Raw genomic sequence first — 17,963 nt, forward strand, 5'->3', positions numbered from 1 at the left:
GATCTGCTGTGCGAAAGTCTTGTCGGTGGTCCCGGGCATGCTCCGGCTGTGACTCCTTCCCGCCCCCGGTTGCCGACTCGGGTGGTCGCGCCGCCGTCGGGTGTGAGCGTGGGAAGTCGGCTGAGGCTGACCGGTTGGGAGCAGCAGTTGCTGGCTGCGGTCGGCGCGCATCTGTCACGGGCGCGGGCCACGGACCTGGCCGCGGCGCAGCGGCGGGAGCGGGCCAACGACCGGCAAAAGATGCTGTCGGCGCGGTTCGGCCTCCACTCCCGGTACGCGGGCAGCATCTGCGTGGACAACGACGCCGCCGTTCGCGCCGCGAAAGAGCAGCTGTGGGCCCACCAGCGGCAGCTGCAGGCGGCGGTCGGGCAGCTGCAGCGGCGCACGGCGCTGCCGAGCAAGGCAGCGGCCTGCGGCTGCCGGAAGCGCCGCTGCGAGCGGTGCGGCGGCGGGTACGCAACGGAGAACGAGCGGCTGATGAAACGCCGCCGGCTGGACGTGCTGCGCGGTGAACTCGCCGACGTGCAACGCCGCCGCGCCGAGGGCCGCTACGGCGTCTGCCTGGGCGGGAGCCGGCTGGCGAACAGCCGCCACCATCTGGCCGACGCCGGCCTGACCGAGCAGCAATGGCGCCGAGCCTGGGAGGAGCGGCGGGCGTGGTTCGGCTGCGTCGGCAACACCGGCAAGCCCGGCGGCAACCCGTGCCTGACGTTGACCCGAGACGATTTGGACCGGCCCGGACAGTGGTTTCTCACCGTGTCGGTGCCCGGGCCGGTGCAGGCCCGGTTCGGCTGCGCCAGCCGGGTCCGGCTCACGCACCCGGTGCCGCTGCACCACCGGCGTGAGGAGCTGGAGGAGCGGCTGCATGCCCGCCGCGCCGTCCGGCTCGACATCGACGTCACCACCGACCGGCGCGGCCGCCAGAAGGTCATGCTGCGCATCGCGTGGGTCCGGCGAGCGCAGCCGGCGCTGACGCTGCAGCAGGCCCGGCTCGGTGGGCTGGTCGGCGTCGACCTCAACGCCGACCATCTCGCTGCCGCCCGGCTCGACCAGGACGGCAACCCGATCGGGCGGCCGGTCCGCATCCCGTTGCAGCTCGACGGCCTGCCGGCGACCACGCGGGACGCGCGGTTGCGCGCGGCCATCACCGCCCTGCTCGACTTCGCCGCAACGACCGGGGCGTGGGCGATCGCGGTCGAGGAGCTTGGCTTCACCGACGACACGACCCGGGAGAAACACGGCCGCAACCGCCGCTTCCGTCGCTTGCTGTCCGGCTTTCCCACGCTGGCGTTCCGGACCCGGCTGGCCGCGATGGCCGCCACCGCCGGCATCGCCGTCATCAGTGTCGACCCGCGCTACACCAGCCGGATCGGCGGCCGGGACTGGCAACGCGTGCTCGCCGGCGGCCCCACCGCCAACTCCATCAAGACGAACGTGACCCGGCACGAAGGTGCCGCGGTCGCGATCGGCCGACGCGCCCTCGCGCACGGCCTCACGGCCGGACCTCGCGGTCCGGAGCGCCGATCCGCACCCCACCAGCGCCGCCGCCCGGACACCCGTCCGGCCGGCCGCGGGGATGGAAGAACCAGCAGCCCGGCTGCTGCGGTGCGGGCACCCGGCACGCCCACGAGGCCGATCCCGCGCGACCGCGCCGGCGCAGAAGCTGCCCGCCGCACCCCGGTGGTCATCTCGGCGCCCGCCCCACCGAACTCCGGTGGGCGCGGACCCGGTGAGACGACCCGCCGAGCGGGCAGAACGCCGCGCATAGGTTCCGCGGCGCCACCAGCCTCACCGGGCTGACGGCACAACGCCGGCAGGGCGTGACGGCTGCGCGACTTGCGCACATCCATCACACCCTGCTGCCGAACCTAGCGGATGCTGATCACGTCGCCGAAGGGGAGCCGGGGCAGGCGATCCATCCACGCGTTCTCCGCGGGCTTGCCCATGTTGATGGCGACGAGCACGCGGTGGCGGCCGTCGGGGAAGAACTCGCGGGCGATCGCGTCGGCGTCGAAGCCGGTCATCGGACCGGCGGCGAGCCCCGCGGCACGGATGCCGAGGATCGCGTAACCGATCTGCAGACCGGTGTTCAGCTCCGCCGTGCGGGCCCGGGCCTCCTCGTCGCCGGCGAACAGGTCCTTGGCCCCGGGGAAGTGCGGAAAGGTGCGCGGCAGCTCCTCGTGGAAGTCGAGGTCTGCGGCGAGGACGGCGGTCGCCGGCGCCGCGGCCGTCTTCGCCCGGTTGCCCTTCGACAGGTGGGGGAGGAGGCGTGCCTTCGCCTCGGCGGAGCGGACGACCACCGCGCGGAGCGGCTGGGTGTTCATCGACGTCGGCGCCCACTTGACGAGATCGAAGATCGCGGTGATCTGCTCGTCGGTCACCGGCTCGTCGGTGAAGGCGTTGGCGGTGCGGGCCCGGCGGAAGAGGAGGTCTTGGGCACCGGCGTCGAGGTGCAGCTCGTCTGGGATCGCGGTCGTGGTCATGACTGGTTGAACGCGAAACCATCGGCCTCCCTTCCTCGGCAGGAGCGGCTCCGATCACACCCGGGGTGCCGGTGTGGCAGGGTCGGGGACGGCCCGTCCGGTCCGGAATGGGTCCCGGACGCCCTGGCGCCGGACGAGGGGAGCCATGAGCGGGAACACCACCCGGCGCGTCGACGCACCGGATCCGTCCCCGCCGCCCGACGTCCCGGTGCCGGCGGTCCCGGTGCCGGGGGTCGCGGTCCCGCCGATGCCGGACGGGACGCTGCCGGACGAGACGCTGCCGGACGGCGCGATGGCGATCCTGCGGATCGGTGCGTTCCTCGTCCTCTTCCTCAACTCCGCCGCCGTGTTCCTCGGTGTCATGGCGCAGGCCATCGCCCGCGGCTGGCTGGCGTTCGAGCTGACCGGGTCGAACGCGGCGCTCGGCGGGATCCTGCTGGCCTTCGGGCTGGCCCTGCTGCTGGCCACCCCGTGGGGCGGGGTGGTCGCCGACCGGCTGCCCAAGCGGCTCGTGCTGCAGCTCTCGGTGGCCCTGCTGGCGGTGTCGAGCGCCTGGATCGGGCTGGCCGTCGTCTTCGACGTCATCGCGTACTGGATGCTGCTCGGCGCCAGCGTGCTCCAGGCCGCCGGCTTCGCGTTGTTCGGCCCGGCCCGGATGGCCTTCCTGGCCGAGCTGCTGCCCCGCAGGGCGGTGCCGCAGGCCGTCTCGCTGCTGCTGGTCAACGCCGAGGTGAGCCGGGTCGTCGGTCCCGCGCTGGCCGGCGCCGTCATCGGTGCGGCCACGTGGGGGATCGAGGCGATCTTCCTGTTCAGCGCGCTCCTGGCAGTCGTGGGCGGCGTCCTCACCACCGCGCTCCCACCCGGGCGCCCGGGAGCAGCGTCCGGCCGGTCCCCGCTGGGCGAGCTCGCCGACGGCCTGCACTACGTCCGGCGGCACCCACGGCTGAACGCGCTGGTGTGGTGCGGCATCGGCGTCACGATGCTGGGGATGCCGTACCTGGCCTTCATGCCCACCATTTCCAGCGACCTGTTCGGCCTCGGCTCGGTCGGCTACGGGGTGCTGTCGGCCACGTCCGCGGTCGGCGGGGTCGTGGCCGGCCTGCTCCTGGGCCGGTGGGGCGCACGGGTCGGCCCGACACAGCTCTTCGTGACCTCGGGCGCCGTCTTCGGTGGTGCGGTCTGCGCGCTGGCGATCGCGCCCGCTGCCTCCGTGGCCGTGGTCGTGCTGCTCGTCATCGGCGGGGCGATGCTCGCCTTCCAGACCAGCAACCAGTCGCAACTCCTCGCGCTGTCGGACGTCGAGTACCACGGGCGGGTGCAGGGCCTGGTCATGCTCAGCTTCGGCGCCTTCGGCATCGCCGCGCTCCCGCTGGGGCTGCTCGCCGACGTCATCGGGCTGCGCTGGACGCTGGGCGGGATGGGCGCCGGCGTGGTCCTCATCGTGGCCGCGCACGCGGCCCTGGCCCGGCGGAGATCGGCCGCGGGACGGCGGTCGGGCGACCTGGCCTGATCCCGTACCGCCCCGATGACATGCTCGGCTCCCCACCAGAGAGGAACCGAGAATGGCGTTCACGGGCAGGACGGCGCTGGTCACCGGCGCGGCATCGGGCATCGGCCGGGCCGTCGCACTGAGGCTCGCGGAAGGCGGAGCCGCCGTCGTCGCCAACGACCTCTCCGAGGCCGGCGTGCAGCAGCTCGTCGACGAGATCGTCGCGAGCGGCGGCCGGGCCGTCGCGGCGGTGGGCGACGTGACCGATCCCGCCCAGGTCGAGGCGGCGGTGGCGCTGGCCGTGCGCGAGTTCGGGGCGCTGCACCTCGCCGTGAACAACGCCGGGATCATCGGTCCGGGTGGCGACGTCGCCGACATCGAGGTCGACGCCTACCGGCGGCTCATGGCCGTGAACCTCGACGCGGTCTTCTACGGGCTCAAGTACGAGATCCCCGCCCTGTTCGAGGCCGGCGGCGGCGCGATCGTGAACATGTCGTCGGTGCTCGGGCTCGTCGGCAGCTCCCTGGTCCTGCCGTACGCCGCCGCGAAGCACGGCGTCACCGGGATGACCAGGGCGGCGGCCCTGACCTACGCGGCGCGCGGGATCCGGATCAACTCGGTGCACCCGGGCTACATCGAGACACCCCTGCTCGAGGTGCTCCCCGCGGAGCTGCACCAGGCGCTCGCGGCCGCGCACCCGATGGGCCGGCTGGGCACCGCCGACGAGGTGGCCGACGTCGTCGCCTTCCTGCTGTCCGACGGCGCCAGGTTCGTGACGGGTGCGCAGTACACCGTCGACGGCGGCTACACGACGCAGTAGCCCCGCTCCTCGTCCGCGCGCGGCGCCCGGTGCAGACTGGCCGGAAGGGCGTGATCGCCGTCACCGTCGAGAGGTAGGACATGGCCGGGGACATGGCCGGGGACATGGCCGGGGACGTGGCGCAGGAGCCGCAGGTGGACGTCGTCGTCGTGGGCGCGGGCTTCGCCGGGCTGTACCTGGTGCACCGCATGCGCGGCGCCGGCTTCTCCGTGCGCGCCTTCGAGGCAGGCAGCGACGTCGGCGGCACCTGGTACTGGAACCGCTATCCCGGCGCCCGGTGCGACATCCCCACCACCGACTACACGTTCGGCTTCGACCCGGAGCTGGAGCGGGAGTGGACGTGGTCGGAGAAGTACGCCACCCAGCCGGAGATCCTGCGCTACCTGCAGTTCGTGGCCGACCGCTACGACCTGCGCCGGGACATCACCTTCGACACGCGCGTCGACGGGGCCGAGTGGGACGAGTCCGACGGCCTCTGGCGGGTGCGGACCTCACGCGGGGAGGCGGTCAGCTGCCGCTTCTACGTCATGGCGACCGGCTGCCTGTCCGTGCCCAAGGAGCCGGACATCCCCGGCGCCCAGCGGTTCTCGGGCGAGGTCTACTCCACCGGCCGCTGGCCGCACGAGGGCGTCGACTTCACCGGCAAGCGGGTCGCCGTCGTCGGCACCGGCTCCTCGGGGATCCAGTCGATCCCGCTGATCGCGGAGCAGGCGGCGCAGGTCACCGTCTTCCAGCGGACGCCGAACTTCTCCATCCCGGCGCACAACGGACCGCCGCCCGCGGAGCGGGTCGAGCGGCTGCGCACGGACCGCGAGGCGTACCGCGAGGCCGGGAAGTGGTCCTCGATCGGCGTCCCGGGTGAGCCGACCGACGTCATGGGGGTCACGGCGCCGGAGGACGTCCGCCGGCAGCGGCTGGAGGCCGCGTGGCAGGCCGGCGAGCTGCGCGAGATCTACAGCATCTTCGCCGACCAGGCGGTGAACCCGGCATCGAACGAGATCATCGCGGAGTTCATCCGCGACAAGATCCGGGTGACTGTCGACGACCCCGCCACGGCCGAGGCGCTCTGCCCGACCGGCTACTACTTCGGCACGAAGCGGCCGTGCCTGGACACGAACTACTACGAGACCTTCAACCTCCCGCACGTGCGGCTCGTCGACCTGCGCGCGACGCCGATCACCACGATCACCGAGACCGGGATCGACACCGCCGCGGAGTCGCTGGAGTTCGACGCGATCGTCTACGCCACCGGCTTCGACGCGATGACCGGCGCCCTGGTCGGCGTCGACATCACCGGCCGCGACGGCGTGACCCTCAAGGAGAAGTGGGCCGACGGGCCGTCGACGTACCTGGGTCTCACGACCGTCGGCTTCCCGAACTTCTTCAGCATCACCGGCCCCGGCAGCCCGTCGGTGCTGTCGAACATGGCCGTCTCCATCGAGCAGCACGTGGACTGGGTGACCGACTGCCTGGTCGACCTGCGCGCGAGGGGCATGACGAGGATCGAGCCGACGCCGGTGGCGGAGGCCGGCTGGGACCAGTACGTCGCCGACAGCGCGGCGATCACCCTCTACCCGACGGCGAACTCCTGGTACATGGGCGCGAACGTGCCGGGCAAGCCGCGCGTCTTCTACCCGTTCATCGGCGGCGTCGACCGCTACCGGGCGGTGTGCGACGAGGTGCGCGAGCGCGACTACCTCGGCTTCCGGTTGAGCGGCCCGGACGGTGAGCAGTGCTCCGACGGCGTCGTCCGGCGGCTGCAGCCGGACGTCGAGCGGGTGCTCGAGGCCATGGCGGAGCTGGGGCTCCCGCCGCTGCACTCGCTGCCGCCCGCGCAGCTGCGGGAGTTCATGGCCATGGCCGACGCCGGACGGCCGCCGGGTCCCGACGTCGCCGAGGTCGTCGACGGCGTCCTGCCCGGCCCGGGTGGCGACCTGGCCTACCGGCTGTTCCGCCCGTCGTCGCCCGGACCGCACCCGGTCGTCCTGTACTTCCACGGTGGCGGCTGGGTGATCGGCGATCACGCCTCCGACGAGCCGTTGTGCCGGGACCTGTGCGCGCGCAGCGACGTCGTCGTCGTGTCGGTGGACTACCGCCACGGCCCCGAGGCGCCCTACCCGGCGGCGGTCGAGGACGCCTGGGCCGCGCTGCGGTGGATGGCCGAGCACGCGATCGAGCTCGGCGGCATCCCGGACGACCAGGTCGTCGCGGGGTGGAGCGCCGGTGGCAACCTCGCCACGGTCGTGGCGCAGCGGGCCCGCGACGAGGGCGGCCCCGCCCTGCGCGGACAGCTGCTGCTGACGCCGGTCACCGACGCGGAGATGGCCACGGAGTCCTACCGGGAGAACGCCGAGGGCTACGTGCTGACCGCCGACCTCATGCGCTACTTCTGGGACCACTACTGCGACCCGGCGCAGCGGAGCGACCCCACGGCGTCACCGCTGCGCGGCCGGCTCGAGGGGCTGCCGCCGGCCGTCGTCGTCACCGCCGAGTTCGACCCCCTGCGGGACGAGGGCGTCGCGTACGCCGAGGCGCTCCGGGCGGCCGGGGTCCCGGTCGAGCACGTCGCCGCCCGCGGTCACACGCACACGTCGCTGACGATGGTCGACGTCGTGCTGTCGGGCGCTCCGGTGCGGGAGGAGCTCGCCCTGCGGCTGCGCGCGCTGTTCCGCGAGCCCGCGAGCGTCTGACGGAGGAGCGACCGGTCCACGGCCGGCACCTGTCAGGAGCGTGGCGGAGCCACGTGCCGAGGCGCTGACATGAGGTCACAGCCCTGCCACGCTTGGCAGCCGTCGAACAGTCGGCTCAGGGGGATGGCAGTGATGGGCATCGACGCGCCACGGGTCATGTTGCTCGACGGCTTCGGGATACGTCCCGCCTCGTACGCCTCGGGGGCGGCGCCCGCCGACCTGCCCCACGTGGTGCAGCGCCTCGTCGCCTACCTGTGCCTGTCCGGACGCCTTCCGCGGCCGGCGCTGGCCGGCCACCTGTGGCCGGACGCATCGGAGGGGCACGCACACGGCAGCCTGCGGTCGGCGCTGTGGCGGCTGCAGAAGACGCTGCCCGGCCTCGTGCTGGCCTGCGGCGACCACCTGGGCCTCGCCGACGGGGTGCGGGTCGACGTCCACGAGCTCGGGCACTGGGCGGAGCGTGCCCGGGACCCGCGGTCCCGGCTGGAGGACGTGGAGGTCCCACCCGCGGGTCTGCGGGGGGAGCTGCTCCCCGGCTGGTACGACGACTGGGTCCTCCTGGAGCGGGAGCGCTTGCGGCAGGTGCGCCTGCACGCGCTCGAGCAGGTGGCGGCCCGGCTCGCCGCCGCGGGCCGGTACGGCGACGCGCTCGAGGTGGCCTACGCCGCGGTGCGGGCGGAGCCGCTCCGGGAGAGCGCGCACCGCACCGTCGTCCGCGTCCACCTGGCGGAGGGGAACGTGGCGGAGGCCCTGCGCTTCTACGACCGGTTCTGCGCGGTGCTCGCCGAGAAGCTGGGCGTCTGGCCCACCGATCTCATGACCCAGCTGGTCGCCCCCCTCCGCGCCCGCCGTCGGACCCGGACCGCTCGCTGACCGGCCGGCCCGGTGGCGGGGGACCCACGGTGACGCTGCGGTGACGCCCCCGCTGGGACCCTCCGGGCGGGGACGGTGCCGCCACCCAGCAGCCAGGCGGCGGAGGCAGAGGGGCCACGGACATGTCACGCAGCTGCGGGGCGGTGCAGAACTACTTCCGGCAGGTCGACTTCTACCCGGCGATGCGCCGCAACCAGGCGATGCTGGAGAGCGTCAGCGCGGCCGCGGCGCGCACCGGCCGCGGTGCGGCACGGTCGTTCCCCGACCGGATCCCGGTCGTGGTGCACGTCCTCCACAACACTCCCGAGGACGACGTGTCCGACGAGCAGGTCGCCTCGCAGATCGAGGTGCTCAACGAGGACTTCACCGGCGCCAACGCGGACCTCGGCCAGGTGCCCGAGCCGTTCAGGGACAGGGTCGGCAACCCCGGTCTGACCTTCCACCTCGCCGAGCAGGACCCCATGGGCAACCCGACCGACGGCATCACGCGGCGGCAGACCGACGTCGTGGAGTTCGCCGTCGACGACAGCATGAAGGACACGTCGAGGGGCGGCACCAGCCCCTGGGACGCCACCCGGTACCTCAACATCTGGGTGTGCCGGCTCAGCAACGGCGTGCTGGGCTACGCCCAGTTCCCGGGTGGGCCACCGGACACCGACGGGGTCGTCGTGCTCACCTCGGCGTTCGGCCGGCGGGGCAGCGCGGTCGGGCCCTTCGACCTCGGCCGCACGGCGACGCACGAGATCGGCCACTACCTGAACCTCTCCCACATCTGGGGCGAGGCGCGCGTGCCGACCTGCTCGGACTCCGACTTCGTCGACGACACGCCCAACCAGTGGGGGCCCAACTCGGGCAAGCCCACCTTCCCGTCGACCTCGTGCGGCAACACTCCGCACGGCGACATGTTCGTCAACTACATGGACTACGTCGACGACGACACCATGTGCATGTTCACCGAGGAGCAGGTCTCCCGGATGCACGCGACCCTGGAGTTCTCCCGGTCGGGGCTGGGCAGCGCCGCTGGATCGCCGATCCTGACCGGGATCTGAACGGGCCGCCGGGGATCTCGGTCGAGAGCGGCGACGAGGGAAGGGCCTGGGCAGCGGTGGACCATCTCGCCGGCCGGACGTGGCTGCGGTCCCACGAGGAGGAGGAGGGCCCGATCCGGGTCTACCGGCCGCAGGGCGGCCACGCCTTCCCGCCGGCTCGGGGACGTGAGGGCCTGGTCTTCCACGAGGACGGCCGGTTCGAGTACCGCCAGGCCGGTCGCGGCGACCGTCCGGACACCGTGCCCGGCACGTGGCGGATCGCCCCGGGTGGTGGGGACCAGGTGCTGGCCGACGCGGGTGGCGAGGAGATCGAGCTGCGCATCACCGAGGCCACCGCTGACGTGCTCCGGCTGGAGTGGCTGCGTCCGTGAGGAGGCATGGACGGTGAAGCTGGTGCTGTTCGACCTGGGGCAGACCCTCGAGGACGGCGGGGTGCTGCGCCCCGGCGCGCTGCAGCTGCTGCAGGACCTCGCCGGCCTGGAGGTCGGGAGGCGCCCGGCGGTCCTGCTCGGGCTGCTGTCCGACGTCACCGAGGCCGACACCCCGGACGACGTCCCGGGGATCCGGGAGCAGTACCACGCCCTCCTGGACGGGCTGGGCATCCGGCGCTTCTTCGAGCCCGTGGACCGCCGCGTCACGCTGTGCACCGAGGTGGGCGTGCGCAAGCCGGCGCCCGCGGCGTTCCGCGCCGCCATCGCGAAGGCCGAGCCCGCACTGTTTCCCGACGACGTCCTGTTCGTCACCGAGGACGTCGACCACGTGCGGGCCGCCCGGCGGCTCGGCCTGCACGCGGTGCGGATCGGTGCTCCGGGAGGTGGTGAGGAGGCCGCGGAACTCCCGGACGTCCTTCCTCTGGTCCTCGAGCTGATCGGGGATAGCGCATCGTCCGCCCGACGAGCGGACGGCGCCTGGACCCTGCTGGGTGCCGACCTGGTCGTCACGGGTCGGCCCGTGGCGGGGCTCCCGGACCAGGTGGCTCGGATCTCAGCGGCTCGGACCTCTGCGGCTCGGACTTCAGCGGTGCCCACGCCCCGGACCCGCACCGTCGCGGCAGCGGGGGAGCGGCTGCACCTGGTCACCCAGCACGGGCGGCTCTTCCAGGCCGACCACCCCGACGTGCCCGTCCTGGTGGACCGCGGCCGGTACCTGGTCGTGGAGCTGGAGGCGAGCCGGGCCGAGGAGCTGCGGTCCGCGGGCAGCGCCTGCTGGTCGGTGCGGCCGCTGCCGACCGGGGTCGTCGCGGCCCAGCGCCCCGCGTCGCCACGGCGGCCCTCCGCCCCGGACGTCGAGTCCCTCCTGAGCGGGCTGTCCGCCGACGAGGTCGCTGCCGACGTGGCGACCCTCGCCGGCCACCGGACCCGCCACTCGGGCAGCCGGGGCTTCGACGAGGCGGCGACCTGGGCCGCGGCGCGGCTGGCGGCCACCGGGTGCACGGTGACCACGCAACCGGTGCCGGCCGGTGGGCCGACCTGCCGGAACGTCATCGGTGACCGCCCCGGGAGCGGGCCCGAGCCCCGCGGCGTCGTCGTCGTCACCGCGCACCTCGACTCCGTGAACCTGCGGGGTCCCGACGAACCGGCGCCCGGTGCGGACGACAACGCCTCCGGCAGCGCGGGCCTGCTGGCGCTGGCCCGTGCCCTCTCCGACCGGGAACCGCTGCTGGACCTGCGGTTCGTCCTCTTCGGTGGAGAGGAACAGGGCCTGCTCGGCAGCCGCCGCTTCGTCGCGGGCCTCGCGGGCCCGGATCGGGCCCGCATCCGCGCCGTGGTGAACATGGACATGATCGGGGTGCGCAACGGTGCCGCGCACGGCGTCCTCATCGAGGGTGCGGCCGTCTCGTCGGAGCTGATCGACGCGCTCGCCGCGGCCGCCGCCGACCACACCGACCTCGCCGTCACGACCAGCCACAGCCCCTACGCCAGTGACCACGTCCCGTTCATCGAGGCCGGGATCCCGGCGGTGCTCACCATCGAGGCCGTCGACGAGGCCAACACCGCGGTGCACACCGAACGCGACCGCGTCGAGCGCATCGATCCGCAGCTCGCGGTGTCGATCCTGCGGATGAACCTCGCCTTCGTCGGGGCGGCGACCGGGGCCGCCGGATCCTGATCAGGACGGTGACGCCGCGGTGACGCAGCCCGAGTACTCCTCCGACCGTGAGCAACGTCGTGATCCCACCGCTGCTGGGCCTCGCGCAGGTCGACGTCGAGACCGCGCTGGAGGAGCTGGCCCGGGCCCGCGACCGCGTCTACTTCGCCCCGGAGGCCGACGCCGCGGCCGCGGACGAGTACTACCGCGGCGTCCCTCCCGAGGAGCTGGGCGATCTCGTGCGGCGCACGCATCGCCGCACGCCCGCCTACAAGCCCGCCCGCGAGCTGTACCCCTGGGTGGACCTGCAGCCGGACGGGACCCTCTGCAGCCTGTACAGCGGGCACCGGTGGGATCCCGAGGAGCTCATCCACGCCGACGAGGCCGTCGCGCGGGCGCGTGCCCACTTCTCGGCCCGCCTCGCCGTCCTCGGGGCGCGGGACGCGGCGGCGGTCGAGGAGGAGATGGCAGCGGCGCTCCCGTTCAACTGCGAGCACGTCGTGCCGCAGAGCTGGTTCGGCAAGTCGGAGCCGATGCGGGGGGACCTCCACCACCTCTTCGCGTGCGAGTCCCGCTGCAACAGCTTCCGCAGCAACACGCCCTACGCGGAGTTCGCCGACTTCCCCGTGACGCAGCGGGCGGGCGGGATCGCGGCGGTCATCCGCAGCGAGTGCGGCAAGAGCGAGGGCAACGGCTTCGAACCGGTGCACGGCAAGGGAGCGGCCGCACGCGCCGTCTTCTACTTCCTGCTCCGCTACCCCGGCCTGGTCGAGGCGGGGGAGATGCCGCCCGAGCGGACGGAGATGCTGGTCGCCTGGCACGAGGCCGATCCGGTCACCGACTGGGAGCGGCATCGCAACGCCGCGATCTTCGAGCGGCAGGGCAACCGCAATCCCTTCATCGACGACCCCGCGCTGGCCGCGGCACCTCGGCCCGCGGCGGCTGCCGGCCGGCGCCACTGATCACGGCCGGGCCGGGCCGCCTACGCGGGCTCGACCAGCAGATCGCCCTCGTCGGGGTACGGCTCGGCGATCGCCCCGTCCGGGACGACGCGCGCCCGGAAGGTGACGCGGGCGCCGGGGCGCGCCCCGCCCAGGAGGTCCCGGCGGAAGACCACCGGGAGGTCGTCGCCGACCCGGCCGGACAGCAGATCCGCCCGCCCGGCCACGGGGCCGGCGTCCTCCACGTGGACGACGACGACGTCCCAGCCGGCCCGCCGCGGGTCGGGCGCACGCGAGACCACCCGGCCGCGCAGCCGGGTCAGGTTCTCGACGCCCTGGACCACGGGTGCCTCCCCGGCGGGCCGCTCAGGCGGGCCCCGCCCCTCCCGGCGCGACCAGCCGCTTCAGCGACTCCAGGTCCGACTCGAGCTTCGCCAGGACGCCGGTGACCTCGCCGTTGCCCCGGGGACTCGGCAGGGTCCGCTCGCCGACCCCGACGGCGGCCGGCGACGGAGCCGGGCTCACCGAGAGCGTCGCCGTCATCGTCTCTCCCGGCGCGGAGATCTCGGTGATCGACACCGCGGTGTCCTGCCCGGCGTAGGAGGCGGTTCCCGGTGTCGTCGTCGGCGTCAGCGCGGTGTTCGCGCTGGTCCCCGGGAAGCAGTCCCCGGAGTCGCCGCGGTTGCGGCTGCGCTCGAGGTCGCGGTTGCCGTCGGCCTGCACCAGCCCGACCAGGTAGTGGCTCTCGTCGGAGTTGTCGGGCTGCTCGTCGTCCACGTGCCAGACCAGCAGCCCGCCACCCGGGAGGAGGCCGTCGTAGCCGCTCTGCTGCCGGTTCTCCACGAGGAAGTGCTCCGACCCGCGCATCCCGTCGCGCCAGAGCCGGTGCACGGTCCGGCTGGTCTTGACGTCGGGGAAGCTGACGGTCCCGCTGCCGGTGACGTCGACCTCCGACACCCAGCCCTGCTGCAGCTTGCACCAGGCCGAGGGGTGGGCCGGGAGGTCCCCGCCCCCGTTCCACGAGCCGCCACCCATGAGGCACCAGTTGCCGACGCCTTCGGAAGTCCCGTCGATGTCGTAGAGATCCGGCAGGCCGAACAGCAGGTGGCCGAGCTCGTGCGCGCTGACCCCGATCCGGGCGTCCTCGGGGATCGTGAGGTAGGCGAAGATGCGGGCGGCGTCCGCGGTGAACTCCGAGGGCAGCACCCACTTGTGCGACCAGATGTCGCCGGGGTCGCCGGTGGCCTCGCCACCCCGCCCCGCGTGGACGACCACGAAGGCGTCCACGTAGCCGTTGCCGTCGTTGTCGTAGGGCCCGAAGTCGACCGCGGGGTTGGCGGCCTTCGCCGTGTCCTGGGCCATGAGGTGGGCCCGCGGCGTCCCGGCCGGCCGGCCGATGCCGAAGTTGTCGTTGGCGTACCACGAGAGCTTCCGCGGGAGCCGCAGCGGGCCGACCACCTCGCCCACGAGGTCGACCAGGCCGCCGCTGACCTCGCGGAAGTACTCGGCGACGCTGCCGTGGGGGAGGATGCCGGAGGAGAAGAACAGGTCGGTGAAGTGCTGGGCGGTCTGGGTCATCGGCCGGTCGGTGAAGTCCACCAGGACCACGATGACCCGCACCGTGCCCCGGAGGGGGGCACGGTCCGCCGCAGCCCGGGCGATCGTGCGGCTGGAGGTGCCGAGCTCGAACCGGTCGGGCGGGATGATCGTGCCGTCGTCGAACCCCGGCCAGCGGGGCCGGCGGGGCAGGGTGAGCTGCCGCAGGATCGGTGAGTCGACGTCGGCGCGGAGCTGGCGGAGCTCCTCGCGGAGTCGTTCGCGCAGCTCCGGGCTGGGCGCCACGGCGCAGAGGTCTCGCCACACGGCTACGGACATGACTCGTCTCCCGCGATCGTCGGATCTGTGATCGCCCATGCTCGGCGCAGCTCCGTCACGGCGCCGTCACCGCTGCGTCATGGCCAGTTGTTCCGCGCCCAGTGCAGCAGGTTGGTCAGCGCGTTGCCTCCGGCGGCCACGTTCTGCCGCGGCTCCCCGACGTTGTTCTCACCTCCGGAGTGGGTGCCCACGACGTCGGGCGAGCCGTTGAACCACGCGAAGACCGGGGCGCCGCTCTGGCCGCCCTCCGTGTCGGCCTGGTACTCCAGCTCGACGCCGGCGCCGTCGTCGTCGTCGTCGATGATCGGGAAGTTCAGGTGCAGCCACGGCCGGTTGCCGCCGTCCTTGTCCCACGGGTAGCCCGGCAGCGTCCACACGCTGAGGTCTTCCCAGCCGGGGTGGTACGTCCGGAAGCCGAACCAGCCGAGGCTCGAACCGAGCGGGACGTCCAGGCGCATGACCGCCATGTCGTCGCCCTGGGCGTGGCTGCTGTACCCGTGGGCGTTGGTCACCCACGAGGCCGCCCAGGCGCCGTGGATCGAGGCGCCGTCGTAGTAGGCCGGCACGAACAGTGCCTTCCAGTTCGCCGAGCCCCACGGGACGACGTGACTCGCGGTCAGGATCGCCCGGGCGCTGATCAGTGAGCCCGTGCCCCACCAGGCCCAGTTGGGAGCGGCGGCGTCCGGCCAGACGAAGATGCGGCCGACGACCGAGTACGGATAGGTGTTCGGGTAGTACGCCGACCGTGCGTCCGGGGCGATCACCCATTCCGGGCGCACCCGGGTCCCGTTGCGGCGCACCAGGACGGGACGCTCCGCTGCAGGAGCGATGGGCGGTGTGGCGGACACGGCGGTCCAGTCGGGGATGTACGACGGGCCGTCGGTCGCCGCGTCGGCGACCTCGGATGCGACGTCCTCCGGGGTGACGGTCTCCACGGCTCCCACGACGACGCCAAGCACGGTTGCGGGGTCGCTGACGGTCATGCGCCCCTCGGGCCCGGCGGCGAACGGACCGCTCGGGTCGTCCGGTGCCTCGGCGCCCGGGAGGCGGTCGAAGACCAGGTAGTTGCGCGGATCCTCGAGCTCGGCGGGCGGGGCTCCCTGCTGCGGACGCGACCAGGCGACGATCTGGTCCAGCGCCTCGGGTCGATCGTTCGACATGTCGTCCTCCACGGTGCCGACCGAGGCGGTCTCGCTCCCGGACGGCGGCACCGTAGGGACGGCGCCGTCACCACGGCGTCACGCCGACGTCACGGGCAGGGGCGACGGTCGGTGTCCCGTCAGGCGTCGGGTGGTGGAGGTATGTCGTCGGCTCCGCCGGGTCCCACGTCCACGACCGGCGGCGGGGGTGTGTCCTGGCCGGCGGCCTCGCTGGGCAGCGACGGCGGCGGGGGTGGAGTGACCCCGTCGTCCGAGGGCAGGACCGGCGGCGGGGGGAGCGCGTCGACCGCTGCGGCCGCCTCCGTCGGGTCCGCCGACGGCGGCGGTGGGATGTCCGGGCCGGGCGTGCGCGCAGGGGTGGCCTGTGCCAGCACTGCGTCTGGTGCACCCGCCACGGCCGCGGTGCCGTCCTGGTTCACGTAGATGTTGATCACGATGACGGGAGCCATGGTTGCCCTCTCGAGGTCTGCTGCCTGGCAGGGACGGAGCGCCCGGTCACCGCAGGGTGGCCTCGGTGATCTCGTTGTTGACGATCAGCACGTCCACCCTGCGGTTGTTCGCCAGGGCGGTCGTGAGCAGCAGGAAGACGTTGGTCACGCCGTCGGGGCTGTTCGGCTTGATGCGCAGCCACCCGGCGAACCCCTGGATGATGGCCCAGGCCTGCTGGGCGGGGTTCTTGCAGTGGGTGCTGACCACGGTGAGGTTGTTGTGCCACATGGTGCGCCTTTCCGTTCGTCGTGATCGGGGGCGTCAGCGGACGGTGGCCTCGGCGATCGACCCCTGCTGCAGGAGGACGTCGACCTTCCGGCCGTTGGCGAGCGCCTCGCTCAGGACGGCGAGGTTGTTCGTGACCCCGTCCGGCGAGCGGGGGGCGACCCGGATCCAGCCCGTGCCGTCGAGGATCGCCCAGGCCATCTGCGTGCCGTTCTTCGCATGGGTCCGGACGACGGTGCGCTGGTTGCTCCAGCCGTCGGCCACCTGGGCGAGCAGCTGCCGGAGGTTCGGCCGGTTGCCGATGCGCTGGCCGGCGGGCCGGCCGGGCTGGTCCTGCTGGGGCGAACCGGTCGCCCGCAGCGCGCTGATGGCGGCGGCGGAGGTGAGCAGGGTGCCGCCCTGGGCGCGGAGGACGCCCTGCGCGCAGGCGATCGCCCCGACGACGATCGGGGAGGCGCTCGACGTGCCGGAGAACCGGTCCGTGTACCAGAGGTCGGTGTCCGAGCCGCCCTGCAGGTCCCCGTACCCGGTGGTGGTCACCTCCCGGCCCCAGCCCTGGCAGTCGACCCGGCGGCCGAAGTTGGAGAAGCCGAGGCGGGACCGGTCGGCTCCGTGGTCGTGGCCGTGGGTGCCCGGTGGTGGCGCCCCGGCACCGACCAGCACCGCCTGCGAGCTGGCGTTCGCCGGATCGAACGGGTTGCGCCAGCTCGTGGGGAAGCCCGCGGGCCGGGTGCCGTAGAGGCCGTCGTCCAGGTTCTCCGCCCCGTTGCCTGCCGCTTCGACCACGACGATCCCGCGGCCGACGGCGTAGCGGATCGCGGCGAGGTCGTCGGGCCACCACTCCACGGCGATGTATCCCAGCTGGTCGTCCCGGCCCTGGAAGTCGTGGCGCGGGCCGGGGCGGTGGATCTCCAGCAGGATGATGTCGCCTGCCCCGAGCTTGTCGGCGGCTCGGGTGATGGTGCTCGCGGACGAGAACGAGGCGAACGACGCGGCCCCGACCGCGGCGTCCGGCGCGATGCCGGTGACGCCCAGGGCGTTCGTGTCGCCGCCGATCTCGCCCACGACGGCGGTGCCGTGGTTCACCGACCGGTTGTTGCTCGTCCCCGCCGTCGGGTCGGCGTCGTAGCTCAACGACGATCCGACCAGCACGCCGGACGAGTTCTGGGTGAGGTCCTCGTGGGTGAAGCGCCATCCCCACTCGCAGTCGATGACGCGGACGCCGGCGCCGCGCCCGCCCGCGACGGTCCAGGCATGGCGGGCGTCGATCCCTCCGGGCGCCGGATCGAGGTAGCCCTGGCGCGAGGTGAAATCCGGCGTGGCCGCGGGCGGCTCGGCGGCATCCGGTGCCATGTCGTTCAGCGGCGCCGTCGCCGGTTCCGCCGGGGGTTTGACGTACGCCGCCGCGACGCCGTCCAGCCGCGCGAGCGACTCGGCGAGAGCCCCCAACCTGTCGTCGGGCGCCTGGACGGCGTAGAAGGAGGCCAGCTCGGGCGTGTCCGGCACGCCGGCCGTGGCTGCCGTCGCCGCGCGCACGCGCTCCTCGCTCGGGCCGAACAGCGGCCGCAGGCTCGCCCCCGCCTCGTCGAGAGCGGCCGTGAGCTCGCCGGCCAGCGCGTCCGATGCGGCCTGCACCCCCGACGGCGTCGCCCGGACGTCCGACCCCGGCTCCACGACGACGATCAACTCGGACCGACCCGGTCCGGGCAGCCGGCGTCCTGCGCCCCGATTTCTCTCCTTCGCCATGGACACGGGTCCTTTCGTGCGCGCTCACGGGGTTC

General features: G+C 73.5%; 16 protein-coding genes. 9 read left to right on the plus strand and 7 right to left on the minus strand.

Annotated features, from left to right (window positions below):
- Positions 1 to 108 precede the first annotated feature (108 nt).
- Complete coding sequence (locus A6V29_RS18970) at positions 109 to 1,800, plus strand: hypothetical protein (protein ID WP_137161750.1); 1,692 nt, start codon at positions 109 to 111, stop codon at positions 1,798 to 1,800.
- Between the two features lie 68 nt (positions 1,801 to 1,868).
- On the opposite strand, the gene A6V29_RS18975 is transcribed toward A6V29_RS18970, so the two are convergent.
- Positions 1,869 to 2,483 carry a malonic semialdehyde reductase gene (locus A6V29_RS18975; protein ID WP_137161751.1) on the minus strand — a complete coding sequence of 205 codons (615 nt, stop codon included), beginning with the start codon at positions 2,481 to 2,483 and terminating at the stop codon, positions 1,869 to 1,871.
- A 145-nt stretch (positions 2,484 to 2,628) separates the two neighbouring features.
- Between A6V29_RS18975 and A6V29_RS18980 the strand changes: the two genes are divergently transcribed.
- From A6V29_RS18980 to A6V29_RS19015, 8 genes are all read left to right on the plus strand, one after another.
- Complete coding sequence (locus tag A6V29_RS18980) at positions 2,629 to 3,993, plus strand: MFS transporter (RefSeq protein WP_137161752.1); 1,365 nt, start codon at positions 2,629 to 2,631, stop codon at positions 3,991 to 3,993.
- Between the two features lie 52 nt (positions 3,994 to 4,045).
- Complete coding sequence (locus tag A6V29_RS18985; protein ID WP_137161753.1) at positions 4,046 to 4,792, plus strand: SDR family NAD(P)-dependent oxidoreductase; 747 nt, start codon at positions 4,046 to 4,048, stop codon at positions 4,790 to 4,792.
- An 80-nt stretch (positions 4,793 to 4,872) separates the two neighbouring features.
- On the plus strand, positions 4,873 to 7,482 hold the full coding sequence (locus tag A6V29_RS18990; RefSeq protein ID WP_212719624.1) for a flavin-containing monooxygenase: 2,610 nt from the start codon (positions 4,873 to 4,875) through the stop codon (positions 7,480 to 7,482).
- Positions 7,483 to 7,605: 123 nt separating this feature from the next.
- Entirely contained in the window at positions 7,606 to 8,355 is a 750-nt protein-coding gene (locus tag A6V29_RS18995; protein ID WP_249933352.1) for an AfsR/SARP family transcriptional regulator, read from the plus strand.
- A 122-nt stretch (positions 8,356 to 8,477) separates the two neighbouring features.
- Positions 8,478 to 9,404: a zinc metalloprotease gene (locus A6V29_RS19000; protein WP_137161754.1), complete on the plus strand. Its 927-nt coding sequence runs from the start codon at positions 8,478 to 8,480 to the stop codon at positions 9,402 to 9,404.
- A gap of 56 nt (positions 9,405 to 9,460) precedes the next feature.
- Positions 9,461 to 9,775, plus strand: coding sequence for a hypothetical protein (locus A6V29_RS19005; protein WP_137161755.1), 315 nt, complete (start codon positions 9,461 to 9,463; stop codon positions 9,773 to 9,775).
- A 13-nt stretch (positions 9,776 to 9,788) separates the two neighbouring features.
- Positions 9,789 to 11,513, plus strand: a complete 1,725-nt coding sequence (locus tag A6V29_RS19010) for a M20/M25/M40 family metallo-hydrolase (RefSeq protein ID WP_137161756.1) — start codon at positions 9,789 to 9,791, stop codon at positions 11,511 to 11,513.
- Positions 11,514 to 11,560: 47 nt separating this feature from the next.
- Entirely contained in the window at positions 11,561 to 12,454 is an 894-nt protein-coding gene (locus A6V29_RS19015) for an endonuclease I family protein (protein ID WP_137161757.1), read from the plus strand.
- Between the two features lie 20 nt (positions 12,455 to 12,474).
- On the opposite strand, the gene A6V29_RS19020 is transcribed toward A6V29_RS19015, so the two are convergent.
- From A6V29_RS19020 to A6V29_RS19045, 6 genes are all read right to left on the minus strand, one after another.
- Positions 12,475 to 12,777, minus strand: coding sequence for a hypothetical protein (locus tag A6V29_RS19020; protein WP_137161758.1), 303 nt, complete (start codon positions 12,775 to 12,777; stop codon positions 12,475 to 12,477).
- Positions 12,778 to 12,799: 22 nt separating this feature from the next.
- Positions 12,800 to 14,308 (minus strand): M6 family metalloprotease domain-containing protein, encoded by a 1,509-nt coding sequence (locus tag A6V29_RS19025; protein ID WP_137161759.1) that lies wholly within the window; start codon positions 14,306 to 14,308, stop codon positions 12,800 to 12,802.
- 77 nt (positions 14,309 to 14,385) lie between these two features.
- Entirely contained in the window at positions 14,386 to 15,468 is a 1,083-nt protein-coding gene (locus A6V29_RS19030) for a trypsin-like serine peptidase (protein ID WP_137161760.1), read from the minus strand.
- 119 nt (positions 15,469 to 15,587) lie between these two features.
- Complete coding sequence (locus A6V29_RS19035) at positions 15,588 to 15,917, minus strand: hypothetical protein (RefSeq protein WP_137161761.1); 330 nt, start codon at positions 15,915 to 15,917, stop codon at positions 15,588 to 15,590.
- A gap of 46 nt (positions 15,918 to 15,963) precedes the next feature.
- Positions 15,964 to 16,185, minus strand: coding sequence for a hypothetical protein (locus tag A6V29_RS19040; RefSeq protein ID WP_137161762.1), 222 nt, complete (start codon positions 16,183 to 16,185; stop codon positions 15,964 to 15,966).
- Between the two features lie 33 nt (positions 16,186 to 16,218).
- Complete coding sequence (locus A6V29_RS19045) at positions 16,219 to 17,928, minus strand: S8 family serine peptidase (protein ID WP_137161763.1); 1,710 nt, start codon at positions 17,926 to 17,928, stop codon at positions 16,219 to 16,221.
- Between the last annotated feature and the right edge of the window lie 35 nt (positions 17,929 to 17,963).

The organism is Blastococcus sp. CCUG 61487 (assembly GCF_005222955.1).
GTDB lineage: Bacteria > Actinomycetota > Actinomycetes > Mycobacteriales > Geodermatophilaceae > Blastococcus.